This window comes from Amycolatopsis sp. NPDC104587 (assembly GCF_055583645.1).
This window is the reverse complement of record NZ_JBVJNO010000016.1, coordinates 182,064-205,010: the sequence shown is the minus strand read 5'-3', so window position 1 is coordinate 205,010 and position 22,947 is coordinate 182,064. Positions and strand designations below refer to the sequence as shown.

At 71.3% G+C, this 22,947-nt stretch carries 22 protein-coding genes and 1 tRNA gene; 9 read left to right on the top strand and 14 right to left on the bottom strand.

From position 1 onward, the window contains the following. Positions 1-9 precede the first annotated feature (9 nt). From ACZ61C_RS39760 to ACZ61C_RS39735, 6 genes are all read right to left on the bottom strand, one after another. Positions 10-798: an ABC transporter ATP-binding protein gene (locus tag ACZ61C_RS39760; RefSeq protein ID WP_465313094.1), complete on the bottom strand. Its 789-nt coding sequence runs from the start codon at positions 796-798 to the stop codon at positions 10-12. Then, positions 795-1,730: an ABC transporter permease gene (locus tag ACZ61C_RS39755; protein WP_465313093.1), complete on the bottom strand. Its 936-nt coding sequence runs from the start codon at positions 1,728-1,730 to the stop codon at positions 795-797. Before ACZ61C_RS39755 ends, ACZ61C_RS39760 begins: the two co-directional genes overlap by 4 nt. Beyond that, a complete protein-coding gene (locus ACZ61C_RS39750) occupies positions 1,727-2,734 on the bottom strand; it encodes an ABC transporter substrate-binding protein (RefSeq protein WP_465313092.1) in 1,008 nt (335 codons plus the stop codon). Before ACZ61C_RS39750 ends, ACZ61C_RS39755 begins: the two co-directional genes overlap by 4 nt. 556 nt (positions 2,735-3,290) lie before the next feature. Next, positions 3,291-5,153 carry a glycosyltransferase family 39 protein gene (locus ACZ61C_RS39745; protein WP_465313091.1) on the bottom strand — a complete coding sequence of 621 codons (1,863 nt, stop codon included), beginning with the start codon at positions 5,151-5,153 and terminating at the stop codon, positions 3,291-3,293. A 78-nt stretch (positions 5,154-5,231) separates the two neighbouring features. Beyond that, entirely contained in the window at positions 5,232-6,755 is a 1,524-nt protein-coding gene (locus tag ACZ61C_RS39740) for a sensor histidine kinase (protein ID WP_465313090.1), read from the bottom strand. Then, positions 6,733-7,482, bottom strand: coding sequence for a response regulator transcription factor (locus tag ACZ61C_RS39735; RefSeq protein WP_465313089.1), 750 nt, complete (start codon positions 7,480-7,482; stop codon positions 6,733-6,735). Before ACZ61C_RS39735 ends, ACZ61C_RS39740 begins: the two co-directional genes overlap by 23 nt. A gap of 175 nt (positions 7,483-7,657) precedes the next feature. On the opposite strand from ACZ61C_RS39735, the gene ACZ61C_RS39730 reads away from it, so the two are divergent. Then, on the top strand, positions 7,658-8,284 hold the full coding sequence (locus ACZ61C_RS39730; protein ID WP_465313088.1) for a hypothetical protein: 627 nt from the start codon (positions 7,658-7,660) through the stop codon (positions 8,282-8,284). Here ACZ61C_RS39730 and ACZ61C_RS39725 read toward each other — a convergent pair. Together ACZ61C_RS39725 and ACZ61C_RS39720 are read right to left on the bottom strand one after the other, a co-directional pair. Beyond that, on the bottom strand, positions 8,260-8,943 hold the full coding sequence (locus ACZ61C_RS39725; protein ID WP_465313087.1) for a response regulator: 684 nt from the start codon (positions 8,941-8,943) through the stop codon (positions 8,260-8,262). The two genes, ACZ61C_RS39730 and ACZ61C_RS39725, sit on opposite strands and share 25 nt — an antisense overlap. Beyond that, positions 8,940-10,094, bottom strand: coding sequence for a sensor histidine kinase (locus tag ACZ61C_RS39720; RefSeq protein WP_465313086.1), 1,155 nt, complete (start codon positions 10,092-10,094; stop codon positions 8,940-8,942). The genes ACZ61C_RS39725 and ACZ61C_RS39720 overlap by 4 nt, the downstream gene beginning before the upstream one ends. 79 nt (positions 10,095-10,173) lie before the next feature. Between ACZ61C_RS39720 and ACZ61C_RS39715 the strand changes: the two genes are divergently transcribed. Then, a complete protein-coding gene (locus tag ACZ61C_RS39715; protein ID WP_465313085.1) occupies positions 10,174-10,374 on the top strand; it encodes a hypothetical protein in 201 nt (66 codons plus the stop codon). On the opposite strand, the gene ACZ61C_RS39710 is transcribed toward ACZ61C_RS39715, so the two are convergent. Next, complete coding sequence (locus ACZ61C_RS39710) at positions 10,364-10,810, bottom strand: nitroreductase family deazaflavin-dependent oxidoreductase (RefSeq protein WP_465313084.1); 447 nt, start codon at positions 10,808-10,810, stop codon at positions 10,364-10,366. The genes ACZ61C_RS39715 and ACZ61C_RS39710 overlap by 11 nt on opposite strands. Before the next feature lie 126 nt (positions 10,811-10,936). Here ACZ61C_RS39710 and ACZ61C_RS39705 point away from each other — a divergent pair, with 126 nt between their 5' ends. Continuing rightward, complete coding sequence (locus ACZ61C_RS39705; protein ID WP_465313083.1) at positions 10,937-11,608, top strand: TetR/AcrR family transcriptional regulator; 672 nt, start codon at positions 10,937-10,939, stop codon at positions 11,606-11,608. On the opposite strand, the gene ACZ61C_RS39700 is transcribed toward ACZ61C_RS39705, so the two are convergent. After that, on the bottom strand, positions 11,605-12,195 hold the full coding sequence (locus ACZ61C_RS39700) for a TetR/AcrR family transcriptional regulator (protein ID WP_465313082.1): 591 nt from the start codon (positions 12,193-12,195) through the stop codon (positions 11,605-11,607). The two genes, ACZ61C_RS39705 and ACZ61C_RS39700, sit on opposite strands and share 4 nt — an antisense overlap. A gap of 52 nt (positions 12,196-12,247) precedes the next feature. Here ACZ61C_RS39700 and ACZ61C_RS39695 point away from each other — a divergent pair, with 52 nt between their 5' ends. Next, positions 12,248-13,765 (top strand): 3-hydroxyacyl-CoA dehydrogenase, encoded by a 1,518-nt coding sequence (locus ACZ61C_RS39695; protein ID WP_465313081.1) that lies wholly within the window; start codon positions 12,248-12,250, stop codon positions 13,763-13,765. Between the two features lie 59 nt (positions 13,766-13,824). On the opposite strand, the gene ACZ61C_RS39690 is transcribed toward ACZ61C_RS39695, so the two are convergent. From ACZ61C_RS39690 to ACZ61C_RS39675, 4 genes are all read right to left on the bottom strand, one after another. Beyond that, positions 13,825-16,659, bottom strand: coding sequence for a PQQ-dependent sugar dehydrogenase (locus ACZ61C_RS39690; protein ID WP_465313080.1), 2,835 nt, complete (start codon positions 16,657-16,659; stop codon positions 13,825-13,827). A 100-nt stretch (positions 16,660-16,759) separates the two neighbouring features. Further along, the gene (locus tag ACZ61C_RS39685) at positions 16,760-17,410 is read right to left on the bottom strand and encodes a L,D-transpeptidase (RefSeq protein WP_465313079.1); all 651 of its coding nucleotides are present in this window, start codon (positions 17,408-17,410) and stop codon (positions 16,760-16,762) included. Positions 17,411-17,518: 108 nt separating this feature from the next. Further along, positions 17,519-18,409, bottom strand: coding sequence for a serine/threonine-protein kinase (locus ACZ61C_RS39680; protein WP_465313078.1), 891 nt, complete (start codon positions 18,407-18,409; stop codon positions 17,519-17,521). 8 nt (positions 18,410-18,417) lie between these two features. Next, positions 18,418-20,109: an HsdM family class I SAM-dependent methyltransferase gene (locus ACZ61C_RS39675; protein ID WP_465313077.1), complete on the bottom strand. Its 1,692-nt coding sequence runs from the start codon at positions 20,107-20,109 to the stop codon at positions 18,418-18,420. Positions 20,110-20,186: 77 nt separating this feature from the next. Here ACZ61C_RS39675 and ACZ61C_RS39670 point away from each other — a divergent pair, with 77 nt between their 5' ends. From ACZ61C_RS39670 to ACZ61C_RS39650, 5 genes are all read left to right on the top strand, one after another. Next, entirely contained in the window at positions 20,187-20,930 is a 744-nt protein-coding gene (locus ACZ61C_RS39670) for a PP2C family protein-serine/threonine phosphatase (protein WP_465313076.1), read from the top strand. A gap of 44 nt (positions 20,931-20,974) precedes the next feature. Next, a tRNA-Ser gene (locus tag ACZ61C_RS39665) sits at positions 20,975-21,059 on the top strand. Between the two features lie 104 nt (positions 21,060-21,163). Next, positions 21,164-22,033, top strand: a complete 870-nt coding sequence (locus tag ACZ61C_RS39660; RefSeq protein WP_465313075.1) for a class I SAM-dependent methyltransferase — start codon at positions 21,164-21,166, stop codon at positions 22,031-22,033. 372 nt (positions 22,034-22,405) lie between these two features. Next, entirely contained in the window at positions 22,406-22,666 is a 261-nt protein-coding gene (locus tag ACZ61C_RS39655; protein ID WP_285457569.1) for a hypothetical protein, read from the top strand. Between the two features lie 4 nt (positions 22,667-22,670). Further along, positions 22,671-22,916, top strand: coding sequence for a hypothetical protein (locus tag ACZ61C_RS39650; protein ID WP_465313074.1), 246 nt, complete (start codon positions 22,671-22,673; stop codon positions 22,914-22,916). The last annotated feature ends 31 nt before the right edge of the window (positions 22,917-22,947 follow it).

Genomic DNA, 22,947 nt, shown 5'->3' with positions numbered 1-22,947 from the left:
CTTCCGTTCTCACGAACCCGCGGCCACCCGGTCGACGTGGCCACGGTGCTGCTCGCGGACCAGGTCCTCGATCCGGGCGCGCAGCGCGAGGAACCGCGGTTCGCGCTTCACCGCCAGGCCGCGCTCGGCGGGCAGCGTCACCTCGACGTCGGCGGCGATGCGGCCCGGGTCGGAGGCGAGCACCACCACCCGGCCGCCCAGGAACACCGCTTCCTCGACGTCGTGGGTGACCATCAGCACCGTGGTGCCGGTGTCGGCCCACACCTGGCGGATGAGCACCTGCATGTCCTCTTTGGTCTGGACGTCCAGCGCGCCGAAGGGTTCGTCCAGCAGCAGGACTTCCGGTTCGCACGCCAGCGCCCGCGCGATCGCGACGCGCTGCTTCTGGCCGCCGGAAAGCTGTTTCGGCAGCGACCGGCGCACGGCGTCGAGCCCGGTCTCGGCGAGGTACCAGTCCACGCGCTTGGCGCGCTCGGCCGCGTCGACCGGCAGCAGCTCGAGTCCGAACGCGACGTTCTTCTCGACGGTGCGCCACGGGTAGAGCGCGCCGTGCTGGAAGACGAGCCCGCGGTCCGGGCCGGGCCCGGTCACCGGGGCGCCGTCGAGCACGATCTCGCCTTCGGTCGGTGTGCTCAGCCCGGCCACCAGCGAAAGCAGCGTCGACTTGCCCGAGCCGCTCGCCCCGACGACGCAGACGAACTCGCCGCGCAGCACTTCGAGGTCGACCCCGTCGAGGGCGCGCGTCACCTTGCCGCGGACGGCGTAGTCCTTGGCGACGCCCCGCAGTTCCAGCGTCATGCCGCCCACTTCCCGACCTGCGTGCGCAGCAGGCGCAGCAGGACGTCGATGGTGAGACCGGCGATCCCGATGACCACCAGCACCGCGAAGATCTTGTCCGTCTGCAGGAACCGCTGCGCGCGCACGATCCGGTAGCCGAGGCCGGCCTGGGAGTTGATCAGCTCGGCGACCACGACGAAGTTCCACGCCGCGGCGGCGTTGACCCGGACCGCGTCGATCATGCCCGGCAGCGAGTGCGGCACGACGATCTTGCGCAGCACCTCGCCCCGGCGCGCGCCGAGGGTGTAGGAGACGTCGAGGAGCGCGCTCGGCACCGCCCGCACGACGTCGGCGGTCATCAGCGTGTTGAAGAAGACCGTGCCGATGAAGAGGATCGCGATCTTCGACGGCTCGCCGAGGCCCAGCCAGATGATCAGCAGCGGGATGAACGCGCTCGCCGGCAGGTAGCGCAGCAGGCCGATCAGCGGCTCGAAGAACGCCTGGCCCGCGGTGAAGGTGCCCATCAGGACGCCGAGCGGCACCGAGACGAGCACCGCGAGCCCGAAGCCTTCGAGCACCCGCTGGGTCGTCGCCCAGAGGTCGTCGAACAGCTCGCCGGTGCCGGCCATGTCCAGCCCGGCCTTGAGCACCGCGGCCGGCGACGGCAGGAACGTCGAGTCGACGACCCCGCTGACGCTCAGCACGACCCAGGCGAGGAACGGGATCGCGAACGACAGCACCGCCAGCGTCCAGCGGGCCGACGAGGAGATCGGCGTGCGCAGGGAGAACAGCGGCGACCGGGCCTTCGGCGTGGCCCGCCGCGGCAACGGCGACCAGGCCGGGCGGCCCCGGCCCGCGTGGGTGTCGTCGGCGAGCCGCTGCTCGGCCTCCAGCTCCTCGGCCGCGCGTTCGTCGGCCGGGGCGCCCGCGGTGCGCTGGGTCGGACCCGTCACTGCGGTGCGGCCTTCACGAACTGGTCGTCGAACAGCCCGTCGAGCGACGGCCGCTGCTGGGCGAGCCCGGTGTTCACGATGAAGTCGATGATCTTGTTCGCGGAGAAGTCCAGGTGCTGGGCGGTGACGCCCGGGGTGAACGCGTCGAGGTTCTGCTGGCGCGTGAAGATCGTGGTGCCGGCGTCGTAGGTCTTGTACTCGGAGTCGCTGACCCCGCCGCGCTTGGCCATGATCTGCACGGCGGCGTCCTTGTTGTTCTTGATCCAGGTCAGCGTCTCGAACCAGGTGTTGACGAGCGCCTGGACGTCCTTCGGGTGGTCCTTGACCAGCTTCTGCGACGTGACGAGGTGGTCCGGGATGGCGCCGGGGAACTCGGCGGACGACGAGATCGCGCGGCTGCCCTGGCGCTCGAGGGCCTTGGTGGTGAACGGCGCGAACGCGCCCACCGCATCGACCTGGCCGGCGACGAACGCGGCCGCTGCGGCGTCGGTCGGCAGGTTGACGAGCTCGATGTCCTTTTCGGTCAGCTTCGCCTCCTGCAGCGCGAGCAGCAGCAGGTAGTGGTCGACCGTGCCCTGCTCGACGGCGACCTTCTTGCCCTTGAGGTCGGCGACGGCGTTGATCCCGTCCCGCGCGATGATCTTGTCGTTGCCGGTGGAGTTGTCGTTCACCAGCACGATCGACAGCTTGGCGCCGCCGGAGGCCGAGGAGAGGGTGTCGTTGAGGGTCTGGCTGTTCGCGTCGATCGCCCCGCTCGACAACGCGTTGATGCTGTCGGTGTAGTTGTCGAACCACTTGAGGTCGACGTCCACGCCGTTCTTCGCGAACAGGCCCTTTTCCTGCGCCACCTGCCAGGGGAACCAGCCCGGCCACGCGCTGAACCCGAGGGTGATCTTGCCGCCGCCACCGGCGGCGGTGCTGTCGCTGCACCCCGAAAGCGCGGTGACCCCGGCGAGGGTCAGCAGAGTCAGGAACACCGTCAGCCGACGGGGACGGGAAGTCACAGCGAAACTCCAAAAGGCGGGGGAAGTGGAGTGTTGCGGCGCCGAAAGCGCACAGTCATCGCTGCTCTCTTCCAGACGCACCTGATCGGGTCACGGATGAGCAAAAGCGGACAGGGATCACCCACACCCAGTGAGATCCGGTGCCTCAGCGGACCGGACCAGCCACCCCTTGTCCCTCACCCGGCGGAGAGCCTAGCGAGGAGCACAAGATCACCACAATGCCCCGAGGATGCCGCCGAACGAGTGATCCAAGCGTGGGCCAACCAGCGTCATCGACACGTTCGACACACAGGACCGGCGTACTTTCTGTCGGCCGCCCGGTCAAAATCGCGGTTCACCCGGACGTGCAGTTGCACGGGCAGTAGTCCCTCCCCGTTACACACCCCCGCGATCATCACCGTGGGCTACCGGCGAGAACCGAACAATCGTTCGTTGTGTGCCACTGGCCGGAATGGTGTTCGAACAGATGAGCCCACCCGCGACTATCGCACCGGCCGGGAGACCGCGAATGATTCCGCCACTGTTAACAAGACCGAAACAATCGAGGCTATTTCGATCAATTGATAGATTTTGTGAGGTCGTAAACGGTGGTGCTCCCGGCGGTCTGCGGCGCGAAGGTCTGCTCGACCCACGCCTGGATCTCCCCCGAGGTACCGCGGCCGCCGCCGAAGCCGCCCCGCCCGCCGGCGACGTAGTAGTGGATGTCGCCCGCGGCGACGTATCGCTGGAACTGCGCGAGCGTCGGCGCCGGGTCGCTGCCGCTGAAGCCGCCGATCGCGAGCACCGGCCGTCCGCTCGAAAGTGCCAGCCCCGCCGACTGCATCGCGCCGCTCTGCGCCGCGGCCCACTTCGTCGTCGTGGCCTTCAGCAGGGTGATCACCGCGGTGTCGGCCTGTCCCTCGCCGAACCCGCCCCGGCCGCCGAAACCGCGACCGCTCGCGGCGGCGGCCGGGCCGGACGACGGCGTCCCGCCCGCGTGCGCGTTCGCCGCCGTGGCCAGGGTGAAGGACGTCGTCCCGAGCAGCGCGCCGCACAGGCCCAGCACGGCCACGACCGGCCCGAGGCGGCGGACCCGGTCGGCGCCGAAGAGCAGCGCCAGCACCGCGGCCGCGCTCAGCACGAGCAGCGTGTAGCGGATCCACGGCTGCCAGTCCGGCGTCCGCGCGAGCAGGACGAAGCCCCAAACCGCCGTGACCGCGACCAGGACCGCGAGCACCGCGCGGGCCGCGAAGTTGGCCCGCCCCCGCCAGAGCTCACGGGCGGAGATGCCCAGCGTGGCGGCGATCCCGGGCGCCAGCGCGACCGTGTAGTACGGGTGGATGATGCCGCTCATGTAGCTGAACACCAGCGTGGTGACGACCAGCCAGCCGCCCCAGAGCAGCAGCGCGGCCCGCGTCCGGTCGGTGCGCGGCGCGCGCCGGGTGAACCACAGGCCCGCGACCAGGCCGAGGACCGCGGCGGGCAGCAGCCACGACGCCTCACCGCCGAACTCGCCGCTGAACAGCCGCGTCAGACCGGTCTCCCCGCCGAAGCCACCACCCGCGCCGGACGGCGGCGCGAACGTCCCGCCGCCACCACCCCGGCCTTCGCCGAAGATCCGGCCGAGGCCGTTGTACCCGAAAGCCAGCTCCAGCACGGTGTTGTCGGTCGACCCGCTGATGTAGGGCCGGTCCGCGACCGGCCAGAGCGCGACGACTGCGATCCACCAGCCGGCGGAGACGAGCACCGCGCCCGCGGCGGCGAACAGCTGGCCGATGCGGCGCCCGAGCGACGTCGGCGCCGCGACCGCGTACACCAGCACGAAGGCGGGCAGCACGAGGAACGCCTGCAGCATCTTGTCGAGGAAGCCGAACCCGACGCAGACCCCGGCGAGCACCAGCCACTTCGTGCTCGCGTGCTCGAGCGCGCGCACGACGCAGTACGCGCCGGCGACGAGCAGCAGCACCAGGAAGGCGTCCGGGTTGTCGTAGCGGAACATCAGCGCGGCGACCGGCGTCAGCGCGAGCCCGGCCCCGGCGAGCAGCCCGGCGCCCGGCCCCGAAAGCCGTCGCACGGCCAGGTACAGCAGGCCCACCGACGCGACGCCGGCGAGCGCGTTCGGCACCAGCAGGCTCCAGCTCGAGAAGCCGAAGATCCGGCCCGAGAGCCCCATGACCCACAGGGAGAACGGCGGTTTGTCGACCGTGACGACGTTGCCCGGGTCGAGCGAGCCGAAGAACAGCGCCTTCCAGCTCCACGTGCCGGCCTGCGCCGCCATCGCGTAGAAGTCGTTGGCCCAGCCCGTTTTGGCCAGGTCCCACAGGTAGAGCAGCCCGGTCCCGAGCAGCAGCGCGGCGACGGAAGGCTTGGTCCACCGCGGCGGGCGGGCGGCCTGGGGCGCGGGCTGGGCGTGTTCGGGCGCCGACAGCGTGGTCGTCATGCTGCCCACCGTGTGGGCGGCGCATGTGGTGAACTTGTGCCGAAGCTGTGCGACGGCTGTGCGTCCACCACGATCGGGTCACTCCGGCGCCGGGGCCGCCGGGAACGTGATCTCGAACTCCGTCCGCCCGGGACGGCTGTGCACCCCGACCCGGCCGCCGTGCACGCCCACCACCGCGGCGACGATCGCCAGGCCCAGGCCGGTGCTGCCCGCCGCGCGCGACCGCGAGTTGTCACCGCGGGCGAAGCGCTCGAAGATGTCCGGGAGGATGTCCGGCGGGATGCCCGGGCCGTCGTCGCTCACCCGCAGGCGCACCACACCGTCCGAAGTGGACAGTGACGCCATGACGGTTGTCCCCGCCGGGGTGTGCGTGCGCGCATTGGCCAGCACGTTGATCACCACCTGGTGCAGCTGGCCCGCGTCGCCGAGCACGCCGATCGGCTCGCCCGGCACGTCCATCAGCCACTTGTGGTCCGGGCCCGCGACGTGCGCGTCCGCGACCGCGTCGGCCACCAGCCGGCACAAGTCCACCCACTCGTGCACCACCGGCCGTCCCGAGTCGAGGCGAGCCAGCAGCAGCAGGTCCTCCACCAGCGTGGTCATCCGGCGCGACTCGGACTCGACGCGGCTCATCGCGAACGCGACGTCCGGCGGCACCTGCTCACCGCTGCGCCGGGTCAGCTCCGCGTACCCGCGGATCGCCGCCAGCGGCGTGCGCAGCTCGTGGCTCGCGTCCGCGACGAACTGGCGGACGCGGTTCTCGCTCGCGTGCCGCGCGGTGAGCGCGTTCGCGACGTGCTGCAGCATCCGGTTCAGCGCCGAGCCGACCTTGCCGACCTCGGTGTTCGGGTCGGTGTCGGCGTCCGGGACGCGCTCGGACAACGCCACCTCGCCGCGGTCCAGCGGCAGTTCGGAGACGCGGGTCGCGGTCGCGGCCAGCCGGTCGAGCGGCTGCATCGTGCGGCGGATCGTCGCCGCGCCGACCGCGCCCGCCACCAGGATCCCGGCGAGCGCGACCCCGCCGAGGATGAAGCCGAGCCGCCACAGCGTCTCGTTGACGTCTTTGAGCGGCAGGCCGATGACGGTTTTCTCACCGCCGGGCGACGTCGTCGAGACGACGCGGTAGTCCCCGAGCTTGCCGCCGAGGTCGATGCTGTGCGGTTTCCCGTCCGACGGCAGGGCGAGCAGGGCGAGCGTCTGGCCTTTCTCGATGTTCCGGAACGGCGCTCGCCGCTGCTTCGGCAGCGAGCTGGCGACGGTGGAGTCGATCACCGACCCGGTGTACAGCGAGCCGATCTGGACGGCGGCGAGCGTGCCCTCGCCCTGGCCGAGCGCGCGCAGCGGATCCGGCGGCGGAGCCTGTCCGTCGTAGGTCCACGGCGGCGGCCGGTCCGCCCCGTGCGCGGCGCGGTCGGTCGCCGCGGCGAGCCGCTTGTCCTGCTGGCCCACCAGGAACTCGCTCAGCGCGAACTCCGTCACCACGCCGACGACCAGGCACACCAGCGCGAGCAGCGCGGCGAGCTGGACGATCAGCCGCCGTCGCAGCGACCACGGCCGCTGGGCCCGGGACCGCCGCCGCTCAGCCCGCTGGCTTGAGGACATACCCGGCGCCCCGCATGGTGTGGATCATCGGCTCACGGTCGGCGTCGATCTTCTTGCGCAGGTAGGAGATGTAGAGCTCGACGATGTTGGCCTGACCGCCGAAGTCGTAGCTCCACACGCGGTCCAGGATCTGCGCCTTCGACAGCACCCGCTTGGGGTTGCGCATGAGGTAGCGCAGCAGCTCGAACTCGGTCGCGGTCAGCGGCACCAGGTCACCACCGCGGTGCACCTCGCGGCTGTCCTCGTCGAGGGTGAGGTCGCCGACGACCAGCTGCGACCCGCTCGAGCCGGTCACCCCGCCGGCCCGGCGCAGCAGCGCGCGCAGCCGCAGCGCGACCTCTTCGAGGCTGAAGGGCTTGGTGACGTAGTCGTCGCCGCCCGCGGTGAGCCCGGCGATCCGGTCTTCGACCGCGTCCTTCGCCGTCAGGAACAGCACGGGCAGGTGCGGCGCCTCGGACCGCATGCGCCGCAGCACTTCGAGGCCGCTGAAGTCGGGGAGCATGACGTCGAGCACCACGGCGTCCGGCCGGAAGTCGCGCGCGATCCGGACGGCTTCGGTGCCGTCCCCCGCGCTGCGCACCTCCCAGCCCTCCATCCGCAGGGCCATCGAGACGAGCTCGGCCAGCGTCGACTCGTCGTCGACGACGAGGACCCGCACCGGGCTCCCGTCGGCGCGGCGCAGGTCGGCCTTGCCGGGGCCGGGTGACGTGGCGTTCATAGCGGTCATAGTGCCATCTTCTCGGCGGCGCTTCAGTGGTCACTGTGTGACCGCTGTGCGTTTCCTGTGAAGGTCCTTCGTTCGGGTAAGGGAGCCACAGCGCGTGCTGACGGCCCGCACAGCTCAAACACAGCCACGGCGGTGAACCTGGGCTGAACCAGTGTGGGTACGACCGGAGGACACGATGACGACCGAGCCGAACACGCCCCAGAGCGAGCCGGCGCCCGCCGGCCAGCCGGCCCCGGCGAGCTGGGGTGACCCGGCCCCCGCGGCGCCCAAGAAGGGCTGGTCCGGCAAGAAGACGGCGATCGCGGCCGGCATCGCGGTGGTGATCGCGGCCGGCGGCGGCGCGGCGATCTGGGCCGGCACCAGCAGCGCCGACAACAGCGCCCAGCAGGGCCCCGGCGGTTTCGGCGGCCCGGGCGGCGGCCAGTTCCGCGGCCAGGGCGGCCCGGGCGGCGGCTTCGGCGGCGGCATGGCGGCCATGCGCGAGGCGCTGCACGGCGACTTCGTCGTGGCCAACCCGAACGGCGGCTACACGACCGAGCGTCTGCAGACCGGTGACGTCACCGAGCTGAGCGCCACTTCGGTGACGCTGACCAGCAAGGACGGCTACAAGCAGACGTACACGCTCGACTCGTCGACGCAGAAGACGGGCGACGTCAAGCAGGGCTCCACGAACATCACGGTCGTGGCGAAGGTCGAGGGCCAGACGGCCACGGCGACGACGCTCGGCAAGGGCTTCGAAGCGGGTCAGCGCCAGCCGGGCCAGCGCCGCGGCGGCGGCTACTCGGCCCGGCCGTCGAACTGACCGGTCCGGTCAGGGACGAGGTTGTGCCGGTAGGCGTAGACGACCGCGTGCACCCGGTCGGGCAACCCGAGCTTCGACAGCACCCGCGACACGTGCGTCTTGACCGTCTCCTCGCCGACGTGCAGCTGCCGCGCGATCTCGGCGTTGCTGGACGCGTTGGCGATCAGCAGCAGCACTTCACGTTCACGCGAAGTCAGCCGCGCCAGCTCGGGTGGTTCGGCGGCCGCGGGTTCGAGCACCGACGCGAACTTCGCGACCAGCCGCCGGGTCACCGACGGGTCGATCAGCGCGTCCCCGCGCGCCGCGACCCGCATCGCCGCGACGAGCTCCTCCGGCGCCAGGCTCTTCAACAGGAACCCGCTCGCCCCGGCGCGCAGCGCGCGGTAGACGTACTCGTCGGCGTCGTACGTCGTGAGCACGAGGACACGCGTGTCGTTGCCCGGCGCGGCGAGGATCGCCTCGGTCGCGGCAAGGCCGTCGAGGCGGGGCATCCGGACGTCGAGGACCGCGACGTCCGGGCGCAGCCGCGCGGTTTCGGCGACGGCTTCGCGGCCGTCGGACGCCTCGCCGACGCAGGTGAAGTCGGGCTGGGTGTCGAGCAGCGCGCGCATCCCGGAGCGGAACATCGCGTGGTCGTCGGCCAGCAGGACGCGGATCATGTGCTCTCCACCGGGAAGGTCGTGCGCAGCTGCCAGTGCTCGCCGGTCTCGCCGTAGGAGACCTGGCCGCCGAAGAGCGTGACGCGCTGGCGGATGCCCGCCAGACCGCGGTGCGCGTGGTCGCCCTGCGCGGCGCGGCCGGCGCACAGGCCGTTCGTCACCGTGAGCACGATCTCGGTGCGGCCGTGGTTTAGCTCGACTTCGACCGGGCCCGTGCCGTGCCGCAACGCGTTGGTCAGGGCCTCCTGCGCGATCCGGTACAACGCGACGTCGAGCGAGCCCGGCAGTTCGCGGGGCTCGCCGAGCAGGGTCAGCCGGGTGGGCAGACCGGCCGCGCGGACGGTCTCGACCAGCTCGTCGAGGTTGTCGAGCCCGGGCTGCCCGGCGCCGGCCTCGGCGTGCAGGAGGTCGAGCAGCCGGCGCAGGTCGGCCATCGCCGCGCGGCTCGCGGACTCGACGGCGCCGAGGGACTTCCGCGCCGGTTCGGCGCCGTCGGGCAGCCCGAGCCGGGCCGCGCCGGCGTGCACCCCGATGGCGCTGACGTGGTGGGAGATGACGTCGTGGAGGTCGCGCGCGATGGTCGTGCGCTCCTCGGTGACGGCCCGCCGCACGGCTTCTTCCTCGTGCTGACGGCGTTCGTCCGCCGCCCGCTCGAGGTCGGCGATGTAGGCGCGCCGGGCTGTCGTGTACCGGCCGACCAGCCACGGCAGGAGTGCGCTCACGCTGACGCTGACCGAGATCAGCCGCAGGTCACCCGCCGTCCGGCCACCGCCTTCGATGCAGCCCGCGGTGACCCCGGCGAGCATCACGAGCAGCGCGAGCACCGCCGGTTTCGGCCGCAGCCAGGCGCCGGCGCGGTACCCGGCGATCAGGATGCCGGCGTTGTTGCCGACGACGTACCCCGTGGTGGTGCTGATCAGCACCGGTGACGCGGCGAAGAGCAGGGCGTGCGCCAGCGACACCCAGCCCGAGTAGCGGGCCGGCCCGGCGAGCGCGGCGTTGACGGCGACCCCGCCGGCCAGCACCGCCCACGGCTGCCAGCGGCCGTCGCCGAGCGGCCCGCGCACGCTGAAGAGCATGGCGTCGCAGGCGATGCAGACCAGCGCGACGAGCAGCGACTGCCGCCGCAGTGACCCGCTGATGTCGTGCACCCCCGCAACTCTGCCCTAACCGGGGCCGTCGCCGGGCCCGTTCCCGGCGACTGGCCCGAACGCGTGCCAGACTGGGTGGATGAGGCGCTGGATCACCTTCGCGGTCGGGGTTGTGCTCCTGCTCGTCGGCGCCGTCTGGGTGCTGCAGGGCATCGGCGTCATCACCGGCAGCTTCATGACCGGCCAGAAGCTGTGGTTCCTGATCGGGCTCGTCGCGTTCCTGCTCGGCGTGGTCCTGATCGCGGCGAACCTGACGAAGCGGCGCAAACCTACTTCGTGAAGATCTCGAAGACCGGGTAGCCGGGCGCGATCTCGCGCAGCTTCTCGTCCGACGCCTTGGCGTCGACACCGTCGAAGAACACCCCGACCTCGAACTTCCAGCGCTTGAGGTAGGGGCGCAGGATGCCGGGCTTCTCGTCGTCGCCCAGCTCGCGGAAGGTGAACTCCTCGACGCGGCGCCCGACGCTCAGCGTGCCCTGGCCGGCCGCGCGCAGGTTGCGCACCCACTGCGTCTCGCCGCGCGGGGCCACGAGGTAGCGCACGCCGTCGACGGTCAGCAGGTTGACCGGGACCGACCGCGGCTCGCCGCTCTTGCGGCCGACGACGGTCAGCACCCGGCTGCCCCAGACGCTGAAGCCCATCCGAGTCAGCTTCGCGACGACCTCGTTGAAGACGTTGGTGGCCTTCTTCGGCTCGATGTAGCGGGCGGCAGTCATGGTGTCCTCCGAAGCTTGGGAGAGCAGTGCTCTCGGTTAAGAGCAGTGAACACCGGCCGCGACACGTTGTCAAGAGCAGTGCTCTCGATTTGGTGCGCCGCTCTCCGCCGTGGCACACTGAGCTTCATGACCGCGACCCGCACCGCGCGCGAACGCGCCCGCGCCGAGCTGACCCAGGAGATCAAGGACGAGGCCCGCCGCCAGCTCGCCGAGGTCGGCGCGCACGGGCTTTCGCTGCGCGCGGTGGCGCGGGAGCTGGGCATGGTGTCGTCCGCGCTCTACCGCTACTTCCCCAGCCGCGACCGGCTGCTGACCGACCTGATCGTCGACGCCTACAACGCGATCGGCGAGGCCGCGGAACAGGCCGACCCGGGCGAAGGCGAGCCACGCGACCGGTGGCTGGCGATCTGGCGGGCGACACGCGAGTGGGCCCGCGCGCACCCGCACGAGTACGCGCTGATCTACGGTTCGCCGATCCCCGGCTACCAGGCGCCGCAGGACACCGTCGCGCCGGCGTCCCGGGTCGCGTTCGCCCTGGTCAAGGTGCTCACCCACACCGAGCTCCGCGACGTCCGCGGCGACGTCCCGCCCCGGCTGCGCGCCCAGGCCGAGGCCCTCACGAAGGTCCTCGGGATCGTCTCCGGGCCGGAAACCGTGGCCCGGCTGATCATGGCCTGGACCCAGCTGTTCGGGGCGATCAACTTCGACCTGTTCGGCCAGTACGTCGGCAGTGTCGACCCTGCCGACGAGTTCTTCGCGCACACGGCGCTTCGGATGGCGGAGTTCGTCGGGCTCTAACGCAGCCAGGTCCGCAGCAGCAGCTCGACGGCGTCGGCGATCACCGTGTCACTGGTGCCGTCCGGGCTGAGGTACCGCTGCCGGAGCAGGCCGTCCTCCAGCGCGTGGATGATCAGCGCCAGGAACGCCGGATCCGCCGGCGGCTCGACCCCACGCTCGGCGAACGTCGCGCGCACGCCCGTCTCGATCAGCTCCCGCGCGGCGCGCTCGTTCTCCCCGGCCGACGGCCGCGCGGCCGGGTTGCGCAGCGCGTACAGCGTCAGCTCGGTGCGCAGCGCGAACCACTCGGGCAGGTGCTCGGCGCGCTCGGCGTGCCACTCCTTCAACCGCGCCAGAACATCGCCCCGCAGCGCCGCGACTTCGACGGCTTCCTGCTCACGACGTCGCGCCAGCAGGGCCACGACCAGGTCGTGCTTGCCGTCGAAGTTGCCGTAGAACGCCCCGCGCGTGTAACCGGCGCGTTCGGCGATCTGCTCGACCGAGGCGCCGTTGACCCCGCGCTCGGCGAACAGCTCGGCGGCGGCCGTGAGCAACCGGTCCTTCGTCCGTTCGCGGCTTTCCGCCCGCGTCAGGCGCTTCCCCGTCACGGCCGAGACGGTACCGTCGCCCGGTGAGCATCGGCGGGAAGGCGGGCACGACGTGACGGGGTGGGCCGGGAAGGTCGGCAGGATCCGGGTGATCGGGACCGGGGTGATGGGCCGCGGAATCGCCCAGCTCGCCGCGACGGCGGGCGTGACCGTCGAGTTGGCCGACGTCCGGCGCGAAGCCGTCACCGAAGCGATCGAGTTCATCGGCGGCATGGCCGACAAGCTGGCCGGCAAGGGCAAGCTCGACGACCCGCAGGCGGTCAAGGACCGGCTGGTCGCGGTGGACGCGCCGGACGCGCCCGCCGACGGCGTCGACCTCGTCGTCGAGGCCGTCCGCGAGGACATCGCGACGAAGCGGGCCCTGTTCGCCGGCCTCGAGCGCGTCTGTCCACAGGAGACGATCTTCGCGACGAACACCAGCTCCCTGTCGGTCACCGAGATCGCCGCCGAGCTGGCCGACCCGGGCCGGCTCGTCGGGCTGCACTTCTTCAACCCCGTGCCGTTGATGCGCCTGGTCGAGGTCGTCCCCGGCACGCGCACCTACGACTGGCTGCCCGGCGAAGCGCTGGAGCTGGTCAAGAGCTGGGGCCACGAGCCGGTGCTGGCGAAGGACGCGCCCGGCTTCCTGGTCAACCACGCCGGCCGCGGCCTGAACACCGAGGCGCTGCAGATCCTCGCCGAGGCGCTCGCCGAACCCGCCGACGTCGACCGGGTCGCCCGCGATGTCCTCGGGCTGAAGCTCGGGCCGTTCGAGCTGCTCGACCTGACCGGGCTCGACGTGTCGCACGCCGTGCTGGAAAGCATCTGGAGCGGCTTCCACGGCGAGCCTCGGCTGCGGCCGTCGTGGCTGACCCGGCCGCGGGTCGCCGCCGGGCTGTTCGGGCGCAAGAACGGCGAAGGGTTCTACTCGTACGTCGACGGGAAGCAGCAGGTCGCCGACGAGCCCGCGGCGCCGCCGAAGCCGACGAGCCCGGTGTTCACCGCCGACGAGCACCTCGCGCGGGTGCTGTCCTCGGCGGGGGTGCACGTGGTGTCCGACGCCTACCCGGACGCGGTCCTGCTCGTCCCGCTCTACGGCGAGTCCACTGTGGACGCCGCGATCCGCGCGGGACTGCCGCCCGCCCGCGTCGCCGGCGTCGATCCGCTCGGCGGTTACGAACGCCGCCTCACGATGTCCGTGCACGCCGGGCTCGACCCGGCGGCGGGCCGCGCCGCGTGGGGCGCGCTGGCCGCGACCGGACGTCCGGTGACCGTCGTGCGCGACGGGCCGGCCCCGGTCGCGCAGCGGCTGCTCGCGTCGATCGTCAACACCGCGTGCTTCATCGCGGGCCAGCAGCTGGCCACCCCGGCCGACGTCGACACCGCCGTCCGCCTCGGCCTCGGGTACCCGCGCGGGCCGCTGGCCTGGGGTGACCTCGTCGGCGGGGACGTCGTGCTGCGCATCCTGCGCGGCCTGCTGGCCACCACCGGCGACCCGCGGTACCGGCCGAGCCCGTGGCTCACCGAGCGCGTCGCCCTCGGCCTGCCGCTGACGGCGCCGGGCACGACCCCGGCGGACCTGCGCTCCTGAAACGCGAAGCGGGCCGCCTCCGGAAACCCGGAGACGGCCCGCTTCTGCTCATTCAGACGTCACCAGGGACGGTCGACTGCCCCGCCCGCGACGGTGTAGGTGATGTAACCGCCCTGGAAGTCGCTGCGGTACACCCCTCCCGTCACGTACTCGTCGGTCGTCGGGTAGCGCAGGTAGGACCGCTCCCACCCGAGCGCCGCCCAGCGCTTGCGGATCTCGCCCTTCACCGCGTGCGCACCCGTGGCCACCGTGTAGTAGATCGAGTGGCCGAGGCTGAAGTGGTTGTACCGGCCGACGCCGTCGGGGGTCGTGCCCTCGTCGGTCGTCGGGTAGCCGAGCCCGCGCTCGTACCCGTACTCCGCCCACTTCTTCCGGATCTCACCGAAGATCGCGTGCGCGCCCGTCGCGGCCGTGAAGTAGATCGACCCGACGTTGCCGCCCTTGACGAAGTGGTTGTACCGGCCGACCCCGTCCGGCGTGCCGGACTCGTCGGTCGTCGGGTAACCGAGCCCGCGCTCGTAGTCCAGCGCCGCCCACTTCTTCCGGATCTCACCGTAGATCGAGTGCGCACCCGTCGCCGCGGTGTAGTAGATCGACCCGATGTTGCCGTTGTTGTTGAAGTGGCTGTACTGCGCGACACCGTCCGGAGTGGACGCGGTGTCCGAGGTCGGGACACCGAGCGCGTTGCTGCCGCCGAGGGCGACGTACTTGTCCAGCACCGGACCGGTCACGTACTTCACGCCACCCAGGGCGCTCCAGTACAGCCGGCCGTTCGCGTAGGCGCGGTAGTGGACCGGACCGTCGGTGACCTCGGCCGCCGTCGGCGCCCCGAGCTTCGCCCGCAATGCGGCGTCGCCGTCGTAGCGCTGGTCGATCGGCGTGGCGTAGTTCGCCGTCAGCGTCATGTCACCCGTGCCGACGGTGACGATCCACGTGGTGTCCGTGGGACCGCCCTGCCAGCCGGTGAACTTCGAGACACCGTCGATGCCCAGCGGCGCGGCTTCGACGTCGAACTTGGCGCCCTCGGTGACCAGCGCCGAGCTGACCCCGCCCTCGACCGGGATGCTCAGCGCCGCGGGCTGCGTGCTGAGCAGGGTGAGCCGGTGCTGGCGCGGCATCGCCGTGTACGTCTTGGTCGTGACCACGCCCGCGCTGTCGGTCACCGTCGCGGTGAACTCCATGCGGGAGTCCGGGTGATCGGTGAACGGCTGCGCGAAGCTCGACCCGGTGCCGCCGACACCCGGGTGCGAGTGACACGTCGCCTCGCTCGGGCAGTGCCGGACCGCGGTGGTCCAGGTGACCGGCAGCGTGCCGTCCTCGGCGTCCGTCGCGGTGGCGCTCAGCGAGACCTGCTGGCTGACCGCGAAGGTCGCGGTGTCCCCGGGCGTGGTCAGCGTGAGCTCCGGCGTGTGGTTGCCGGGCGCGACCTGGATGTCGGTCGTGCCGGTGGCGCCCAGCGGGTCGCGCACCGTGAGCTTCGCGGTGAACGACTCGGTGCCCGCCGCGTAGGTGTGGTTCACCTTCGGGCCGGCGTCGACGGCGGTGGCGCCGTCACCGAAGACCCAGTCGTACTTCAGCGGGTCGTTGTCGTAGTCGACCGAGCCGGAGCCGTCGAACGACACCGTGCGGGCGTCCGGATCGGTGGTCGTCGTCGCCTTCGCCACCGGCGCGGTGTTGCCCGCCGAGTAGGTCAGCCGCCGCAGGTTCCCGGTCAGGATGTCGGCGTAGACGATGTCGCCGTTCGGCGCCGCCGCGAACTTGGTCGGGCCGCCGATGCCGGTGAAGGCCGGCGGGTTCTCCGGGGCCTGCGTGAGCTGGCCCTGGTCGTCGTACCGCAGGGTCCAGATCTTGTTGCGCACGTAGTCGCCGAAGAAGTAGGACCCGCGGTAGGCGGCCGGGTAGCTCGATCCGTTGTAGACGATGCCGCCGGTGACGCTGTTGGCCTGCATCGGGCCTTCGCCGTGGAGGAACTCCACGAGCGGCGGCTGGTTCGGCACGCCGGCACAGCCCGCGAGCCCGCTGTAACCCGGCGTCGCGTGGTTGCCTTCCCAGCACGGCCAGCCCTGGTTGGCGCCGCGCTGGACGACGTCGACCTCTTCCCAGGTGTTCCAGCCGACGTCACCGGCGACCGGCAGGCCGAGGTTCTGGTCGATGCTGAACCGGAACGGGTTGCGGAACCCGCGCGCGAACACCTTGCTCGCGGTGGACGAGGGGTTCGCCGTGTCGTAGTAAGGGTTCCCCGGCACCCCCTTGCCGTCGGCGGCCAAGTGGAAGATCTTGCCGTAGGGCTGGTTGACGTCCTGCGCCCGCAGCGAACCCGGGTCGACCTGCGTGAAGTCCCCGTTGTCGCCGACGGACGTCCAGATCGTGCCGTCCGCGGCGGCGACGATCCCGTTGATGCCGTGGACGTCGTGGAACCCGGGCACCTCGAACAGCGACTGCTCGCCGGTCAGCCCGGTCGGCGCGCCCGCCGCGTCCACGGTCACCGTGAACCGCGACAGCCGCATCACGAAGCCGCTGCTGCCGTTGATCGACCGCGTCAGGTAGATGGAGTGCGAAGTCGCGTAGTCCGGCGCGATCGCCAGGCCCACGAGACCGAGGTCACCCGCGACCCGGGTCGACGGCAGAGCCGCGATCGTCCGGGGCGTCCCGGTGGCCGGGACCCACTGCACACGGCCGTCCTTCGCCGTTGCGAGAACGGACTGGTCCGGCAGGTACGCGAAGTCCGTGAGCTGAAGCTGTCCCAGCCCGGTGCTGGTGTCCCGCAGGACGAATCCCTGCGGGAGTGTTGTTGCCGCCGTCGCCACCCCAGTGGACACGACGGGCAGCAACGCCCCTGCGAGCACAGCCGCCACGAGGGCGTGACGGAGTGCCCGAAGTTTTGCCAAGGCCATTTGGCCCCCCTTCCCAAGCGATCACTTATCGCCCGAACAGGGGGGTCAGTTGCACTCGACAGTGTGAAGTTATCTGACTGTGACCTACCGTGTGTGGTTGTTACGGCACAACCTGCACGACGTCGCCGACGTGCAAAGTGTTGAAGAACTTCAGGGACGCGCTCGCCGACAGGTGGATGCAGCCGTGGGAGTAGACCGAGAGGCTGCCGGTGTGGAAGGCGTCACCCGGGTAGAAGAAGACCGAGTTCGGCATCTTCGCGTTGTCGAACTCCTTGGAGAGGTGCATCTTCTCCTTGGAGAGCACGTGGAACGTGCCGGTCGGCGTCGCGTAGCCCTTGCGGCCCGGCAGCATCGGCACCGGCCCGTAGACGACCTTGCCGCCCTGCAGGATCCACGCCTTGTGCGCGGAGAGGTCGACGCAGGCCGCGGTGCCGGAAGCGGCCGCCGCGGCGGCGCACGGAACCCCGGACTCGTTCGCCGCGGGCTGCGGCTTCGGCTTGGGCTTCGGCTTCGCCGTGGTGGTCGGCGCGGCCTTCGACGTGGTCGGGGTGGGGGTCGGTGTCGGTGTCGCGCTCGACGTCGTCGTCGGAGCGGCGGTGGTGCTCGAGGTGGTCGGCGTCCCCCCACCGGTCCCCGCGGCCGCGACGGCCCCGCCACCGGCGTTCGGCCCGCCCGCGGCGCCACCGCCGGAGCAAGCGGCCAGCACGAACGCGGTGGCCAGCGCGGCCGCTCCCGCCAGAAGCCTTTTCACGATCCGGTACCCCCAGCTACTCGATCATCGCCTTTGGACACCCGTAAAGACGGTGGTCACCCGGTGAAGGTTCGTCGGCGAAGGTCACGATTGGGTAGATGCCGGGGCTCAGCCGGTGACGCGCCCCAGCATCCGCGCGTACATCCGGCCCGGGCTCGGCACCGACGGCGGCACCAGGAACCCCGGCAGCGGCGGCAGCGCGCCGACAAAGGCGCCGAGCCGCTCGTACAGCGCCGCCGCGCCGGGCGGCCGCGCTTCCGGGTCCTTCTCGAGCATCTCCGCGAGCAGCGCGTTGAGCTGCTTCGGAATCCCGGGCACCGGCGCCGGCAGCTCCTTGACCTGCCGCTCGAACACGGCGTACGCCGTGGGCCCGTCGAAGAGCCGCCGGCCGGTGAGCATCTCGTGCAGCACGCACCCCAGTGCATACAGGTCGCTGCGCGGTTCGGCGCCGCCGCGCTGGATCTGCTCGGGCGCCATGTACGACGGCGTCCCCAGCAGCTGCCCGGCCCGCGTGAACTGCGCGGCGTCGGCTTCGCGCAGCACCGCGAGCCCGAAGTCCATCACCTTCACCCCGCCGTCGGGCCCGAGCATCAGGTTGGACGGCTTGAGGTCGCGGTGACAGACGGCGAGCGCGTGGGCGGCAGTCAGCACCGCGCACGCCTGCGCCGCGATCGCCGCGGCCCACGGCACCGGCAGCGGCCCGTGCTCGGCGAGCAGATCCGCCACCGTCACGCCGTCGACGAACTGCATGACCTGGAACAACCGGTCGTCGTGTGTGCCGTAGTCGTACAGCGTCGGGACGCCGGGGTGGTCGAGCGTCGCCAGGATCCGCGCCTCGCGGGCGAAGCGGGCTTCGAGCTCCTCGTCACGGCCCGGCAGCCTGAGCAGCTTGATCGCCACGCGCCGGCCCAGCCGGCGGTCGTGCCCGCCGTGCACCGCGCCCATCCCGCCGCGGCCGAGCGGCAGCTCGTCGAGCTCGTAGCGGTCGGCGATCAGCATCCGTTCCCCTAATGGCCCGGCTTGAGCCGTCCTTCGACAAGTCCAGCGAAGCCTAGCCGGACCAGCTCACGGCCCGTTTCCGCCGTCTCGCGCAGGACGGCGTCGAATTCCGCGAGCCGCCGGAAGACCAGTCCGTATTCACGCTGGACGGCGATCGGGCACCGCGGAATCCGCACCCGCCTGCCGTCGATCCGGGTCGACGCGGACGCGGCGGGCAGGTCGGCCGCGCGCAGGCAGCCGGCCAGGAAACCCGCGTCCAGCCGGTCCGGGTCGACGCGGTACACGGTGAGCCCGGCGCCGACCGGCTCCGGTTGTCCACTGTGGACGTACGCGACCCCGGTCACCGACGCGACGACGTCACCTTCCTCGGCCACCGGGGCCTCGGCGTCCGCGCGAGCCGCGTGTTTCACCTCGACGATCCCCGCCTTGACCAGCTCGCCGATCGTCGTGAACGCGGGTTCGGTGTCCGCCGTCTCGAGCACCGGCAGCTGGGGCGCCAGCTCGGCGAAATGGTGGTGCACGGCCTGGAAAGCCTGGCCGAGGTCCTCGTCGCGGGCGCGACGCCGGGCCGGCGTGAGGTCGACGTCGTCGTCGAGCAGGTCGATGATCCGGACGCCGGATTCGGGACGGGCCAGGAACTCCTGCCAGCTGGTATCCACTGTGGACAGATCGTCGCCCGCTTCACCGAGCAGCACGGTCGACGGCGGCCGTTCGCCGGGCACCGGCCGCCGCAGCAGCCAGAGGTCCGGGCCCGCCGCGGTCAGCGTGACGACCGCGCGGACCGCGCCCGCGCGCAGCAGGTTGCCGCGGATGCGCTTGCCGCTGCGCCGCCCGGCCGCCGCGCCGGGCATCAGGATCACCACGGTGCCGCCGGGTTCGACGTGGGCCAAGCAGTGCTGCACCCAGGCGAGCTCGGGTTCGCCCCGCGGCGGCAGGCCGTACTCCCAGCGCTCGTCGCCGACGAGCTCGTCATGTCCCCAAGCCCGTTCGTTGAACGGCGGATCGCACAACACGGCTTCGGCGACGCGGTCGGTGAAAGCGTCTTCACGCAGCGCGTCGACCGCGTAGACCTCGGCCTCGAGGCCGCGCAGCCTCAACCGCAGCGCTGCGATCGACGCCGTCATCGGGTCACTGTCCTGGCCCAGCACGGTTTTCGCGCCGCTCGCCAGCGCGAGCGCGCCGAAGCCGCACGCGGGGTCGAGGATCGCCGACACCGGCCCGGCGAGCCGGGCCATCAGCTCGGCGACCGGCTCCGGCGTGGTCGACAGCCGCCGTGAGTGGGCCTCGAAGTACCGGTGGCACAACAGTTCGAACGCTTCGACCGGCCCGGTCTGATGCGTCATTTCGCTGAGCAGGGTGAGCAGCTCGGGGTCGTCGAGCTTGCTGTCGAACGTGTCGAAAATGCCGGCCTGGAAAGCGAAGAAGACCCCGGCGCGGCTCACGCGCGCGGCGAGGTCGAGGTCGTCACCGAGGGCGCGCAGACGCTGCCAGGCGCGTTCGCCCGCGGTCAGCTCGAACTTCTTGCCGCGGGCACGGAACCAGCCGGCGACGTCGGACAGGCCGAACAGCGGGCTCGACGCCGTGCCGCCGACGGGCTGCGGGAAGTCCGGGTAACGACGTCGCCAGTTGCTCACCGCGGCCCGGCCGACCCCGGCGAGCCGCGCGATGTCGGCCGCGCTGACCGTGGCGTCGTCGTCCATGGCGAGGACTCTATCGGAGGATGCTCCATTCAGTCGTCATGGTTGTGAACTCAGTCAACCAATGCTTTCATGGGGGCATGACACACGATCGGTACGTCCTGCGGTACGCCGCGGGGTCGGACGTCGGCAAGCGTCGCCGGGTCAACGAGGACTCGCTGTACGCGAGTTCCCGCCTGCTCGCGGTGGCCGACGGCATCGGCGGTCAGCCGCACGGCGAGGTGGCCAGCGCGACCGCGGTGGACGTGCTGCGTGAGCTGGAGGTCGACCTGCGCCGGATCGATCTCACGAGTGTCGACCTGGCCGCGACGATGGCCGGCGTGGTCAAGTCGATCGACCAGCGGCTGACGGAGGTGGCGTCCCAGGAGCCGACAACCGAAGGCATGGGGACAACCCTGACGGCGCTGCTGTTCGACGGCATCGAGTTCGCGGCGGCCCACATCGGCGATTCCCGGGGTTACGTGCTGCACGAGGGTGGCCTGCGCCGCCTGACCCGCGACCACACGCTCGTCCAGGCACTGGTGGAGGACGGCCGCGTCGCGGCGGAAGACGCGGAGTCCCACCCAAGGCGGTCGCTGCTGATGAAAGCGTTGCAGACGGCGGGATCCGGTGACCCCGACATCTGGACGTTCAAGCCGACCGAGGGCGACCGGGTACTGCTGTGTTCGGACGGCTTGAGCGGCCCGGTCAGCGAGGCCACCCTGCGCGACGTCCTGGCATCGATCCCGGAGCCGGCGGACACGATCCCGGAGCTGATCCGCCTGGCCAACGAGGCCGGCGGCCCGGACAACATCACGTGCGTGGTCGCCGACGTCACGCGCTGACCCACCTTCAAGCCATGGGATGACCATCCGGTATCGTCTCCTGCGGAGGATTGGCCGAGCGGCCTAAGGCGCACGCTTGGAAAGCGTGTTGGGTTCACGCCCTCGCAGGTTCGAATCCTGTATCCTCCGCCGTTTGATCAGGCAAAACGCCGGGCCCGCGCGCCCGGCGTTTTGTCGTTTCGGCGCCGGAATTCGGTGGCCCGCCCCGATTCCCCGCCCCTACCGTCCCAGGCGTGACCTACGAACACCCCCTCGCCTACCTCCTCGGCATCGAAGGCCTGGCCCTGCTGCGCGGGTTCACCGGTGAGTTCGACCGCGAGTTCGTCGAGGCCCGGCTCACCGAGGTCCGCCGGCTGCTCGACGACGCGTCACTGACCGAAGCAGTCACCAGTGAGCGGCTCGACTCCGTGCCCGGCTACGAGATCTGGGCCCCCTCCTACGACAACCCCGGCAACGCCGCCTTCGCGCTCGACGAGCCGCTGCTCGCAAAGATCCTCGACGACCTCCCACCCGGCGACGCCCTCGACGCCGCCTGTGGCACCGGGCGGTACGCGCGGATCCTCGCCGGGCGGGGTCATCGCGTCATCGGTGTCGACAGTTCGCCCGCGATGCTCGCGAAGGCGGCGGGTGGCGACTTCCGGCTCGGTGAGCTGACCGAACTACCCGTCGACGATGCCGCCGTGGATCTGGTCGTCTGCGGGCTCGCCCTGACGCATGTCGCCGACCTGGGACCAGTGCTCGTCGAGTTCGCGCGGGTGCTGCGGCCCGGTGGGACCGTCGTCATCTGTGACGTCCACCCCGAATCCGTCGCCCGGGGCTCCATCCCGGCGCTGCGCGGACCCGGCGGCCGGCCCGGGCGGATCGCCTCGCACCGGCACCTCGTCGGCGACTACCTGCGAGCCGCGCTGGCAGCGGGGCTGACCGTCGTTCGCTGCGAGGAACCGGGCCTGCCGCCCCGGGATCCCGCGCCCGCCACCACCGAGCCCGGGCCGTGGGAGCTCTGGCCGTGGAGCCTCGCCGCGCTGGTGCCCGACGCGGCTCGGGCAGCCGCCAAGGGCGTGCCGGCGATGCTCGTCTGGGAGTTTCGGCGGCCCGAAATGTGAAATCGCTTCGATTGTGGCGTTTTCCGCACGTTGACGGGGAGTTACGAGCAGGCCCGAGCGAAGCCCGTTGCTCCGGTCGCGTTACTCTCACCCGCAACCAAGCCCGCCCCGTCAAGAGAGGCCAGCAGTGGCACGAAAACCGCTCTGACCTGGGGTAGCGCTGGCCAGCGACTTCAGTGTGCGGTACTGGTGTCGGGACGACCCCCGCACAGACCGTGATCGGCCCGGCCCCGGACGTCCCACGTCCGGGGCCTTGCTGATTCCGGGCCCGCGATCACTCGGCATCATCAGATGATCACGCTGTGTCGTTGGATCTGTTTCAATGGAATCCGTCCCCCGTAAGACACCAGATATCCGAGGAGTAGAGGCCCGATGGCCGGAGTCGAAGAGATCCGCGCTGGCATCGCGCTCGCCAACGAAAAGGCGTCCGCAGGCATCGCCGCCCTTCAGCAAGCAGCGCAGTCTCTCGAAGAAGCCCAGCAGTCGCTCGCCCAGGCGACGCAGGGCAGCAGCCAGCACGAAGTGAGCCAGGCCCACGGCCTGCTCGCCCAGGCCCTGCACGACATAAGCGGTATGCAGAGCACCATCCAGGCCAGCATCTCCTCCGCCGACTCGTATTCGGCCAGGCTCTGACCGGATGACGCTAGCCGAACTCCACCAGCTGCTCACCGCCGTCGTGGACGGGCTCGCGAACGCGCGGGCCCACTCCGAGCGGGCCACAAGCCTGCTCGGAGAGGCCCGGCAAGCTCTCGTGGACGCCCAGGCCAAGGCCGATCCCTGGCTACCGACGCAGTACGCGCAGGCCGGAGAGGGGCTGGACCAGCTCCTCGGCCGCCTGAGCACCGCCGAGGACCTGGTGAGCGGATACCGGTCGCGCCTGTAATCCTTTTTCCGGGGGACGACTTTTCTTGGGG

Coding starts and splice junctions, on each gene's coding strand:
- ACZ61C_RS39710 (WP_465313084.1), bottom strand. CDS start 10,810: ATGACTGCCGCCCGCTACATCGAGCCGAAGAAGGCCACCAACGTCTTC.
- ACZ61C_RS39735 (WP_465313089.1), bottom strand. CDS start 7,482: ATGACCGCTATGAACGCCACGTCACCCGGCCCCGGCAAGGCCGACCTG.
- ACZ61C_RS39740 (WP_465313090.1), bottom strand. CDS start 6,755: ATGTCCTCAAGCCAGCGGGCTGAGCGGCGGCGGTCCCGGGCCCAGCGG.
- ACZ61C_RS39675 (WP_465313077.1), bottom strand. CDS start 20,109: ATGGACGACGACGCCACGGTCAGCGCGGCCGACATCGCGCGGCTCGCC.
- ACZ61C_RS39670 (WP_465313076.1), top strand. CDS start 20,187: ATGACACACGATCGGTACGTCCTGCGGTACGCCGCGGGGTCGGACGTC.
- ACZ61C_RS39730 (WP_465313088.1), top strand. CDS start 7,658: ATGACGACCGAGCCGAACACGCCCCAGAGCGAGCCGGCGCCCGCCGGC.
- ACZ61C_RS39650 (WP_465313074.1), top strand. CDS start 22,671: ATGACGCTAGCCGAACTCCACCAGCTGCTCACCGCCGTCGTGGACGGG.
- ACZ61C_RS39705 (WP_465313083.1), top strand. CDS start 10,937: ATGACCGCGACCCGCACCGCGCGCGAACGCGCCCGCGCCGAGCTGACC.
- ACZ61C_RS39690 (WP_465313080.1), bottom strand. CDS start 16,659: ATGGCCTTGGCAAAACTTCGGGCACTCCGTCACGCCCTCGTGGCGGCT.
- ACZ61C_RS39760 (WP_465313094.1), bottom strand. CDS start 798: ATGACGCTGGAACTGCGGGGCGTCGCCAAGGACTACGCCGTCCGCGGC.
- ACZ61C_RS39745 (WP_465313091.1), bottom strand. CDS start 5,153: ATGACGACCACGCTGTCGGCGCCCGAACACGCCCAGCCCGCGCCCCAG.
- ACZ61C_RS39680 (WP_465313078.1), bottom strand. CDS start 18,409: ATGCTGATCGCCGACCGCTACGAGCTCGACGAGCTGCCGCTCGGCCGC.
- ACZ61C_RS39725 (WP_465313087.1), bottom strand. CDS start 8,943: ATGATCCGCGTCCTGCTGGCCGACGACCACGCGATGTTCCGCTCCGGG.
- ACZ61C_RS39715 (WP_465313085.1), top strand. CDS start 10,174: ATGAGGCGCTGGATCACCTTCGCGGTCGGGGTTGTGCTCCTGCTCGTC.
- ACZ61C_RS39655 (WP_285457569.1), top strand. CDS start 22,406: ATGGCCGGAGTCGAAGAGATCCGCGCTGGCATCGCGCTCGCCAACGAA.